This is a genomic window from Hansschlegelia zhihuaiae (genome assembly GCF_004103825.1).
In the GTDB taxonomy this organism is placed as follows: domain Bacteria; phylum Pseudomonadota; class Alphaproteobacteria; order Rhizobiales; family Methylopilaceae; genus Methylopila; species Methylopila zhihuaiae.
Genome location: NZ_RYFI01000001.1, coordinates 305,450 through 306,498 on the forward strand (window position 1 = coordinate 305,450; position 1,049 = coordinate 306,498).

The 1,049-nt window shown below is 74.3% G+C and carries 1 protein-coding gene; it reads right to left on the minus strand.

Annotated elements, in window-relative coordinates; all coding sequences use genetic code 11:
• A partial coding sequence (locus tag EK403_RS22855; protein ID WP_428979562.1) for a murein hydrolase activator EnvC family protein occupies positions 1-800 on the minus strand: 800 nt, incomplete at its 3' end.
• Between the last annotated feature and the right edge of the window lie 249 nt (positions 801-1,049).

The following is a 1,049-nucleotide window of genomic DNA, read 5'->3' on the forward strand; positions in this document are numbered from 1 at the left end:
GCCGCCCCGGCCGCGATCCGCGCGCTCTCCGCCTCGGCGGCCTTGGCGGCGCGCGCCGCCTGCTCCTGCTCCATGCGCTGAATCAGCGCCTCGAGATCGCCGACGCCGCGGGCCATCTCGGCCGCCTTCTGCGCCTCGCCCGCGAGGTCCTGCTCCCGCGAGGCCTCCTGGCGCTGCCGCTCCTCGACCAGCGCCGCGAGCCGCTCGCGCTCGTCGGCGAGCTCCCCGACCTCGCGCGCCAGCGCGTCGCGCTCCTCGGTCATCATCGTCCTCAGCCGGACCATCTGGCGCAAGTCCGACCCCAGCGCCTCGGCCTCGGCCCGCATGCCCGGCACCACGGCGCCGAGCAGGATCGCGGAGCGCACCGCCTCGAGCGCGTCGTTGGGACGGACGAGAAGCGCCGGCGGGGGCTGGCGGCCCATGCGCTGCAGGGCCGCGATCACATCTGCGAGAACGTCGCGGCGGGCCATGAGCGAGGCCTTCAGCTGCCGCTCCGACTCGGCCAGTTCCTCGATCTTGCGACCGCGCTCGTCGACCGCCGGCTCCTTGGCCCGGATCGCCTCGACGGCCGCCGCCATGCTGGCCTGCAGCTTGCCGCGCTCGCCCTTGAGCCCCTCGACCTCGGCGGCGAGCCGGCGCCGCCGGTCCTCGACGCCCTTCAGATCCTCCCGCGCGGCTTCGAGCGCGCGCCGCTGCTCGGCCGCGGCGTCGGGCGCCCCGGCCGCGTCCTGCGCGGACGCCCCCGCGGCGGCCGAAAGGGCCGCTCCGACGAGGAGGGCGAAGAGAGCGGGACGGATCATCGAGCGATTAGAGCCGGCGGACTTTAAGCTTTCGTCAACCACGTGAGGCGCGGGCGCGCCGACAGCGGCTGATGTACCAGCCATTGCCGCAAGGGCACACCCGGCGCGCTGCTCTCTCTGTCCCTCCCCTTTCAAAGTGGAAGATGGCCTCGCGGCAGCGAGGGTCGGGTGGGGATCGTCCCGGACTGAGCTCGATCCTGCCCGATCCCCACCCGGCCTTGGCCTTGCGGCCAAGTCCACCCTCCCCTT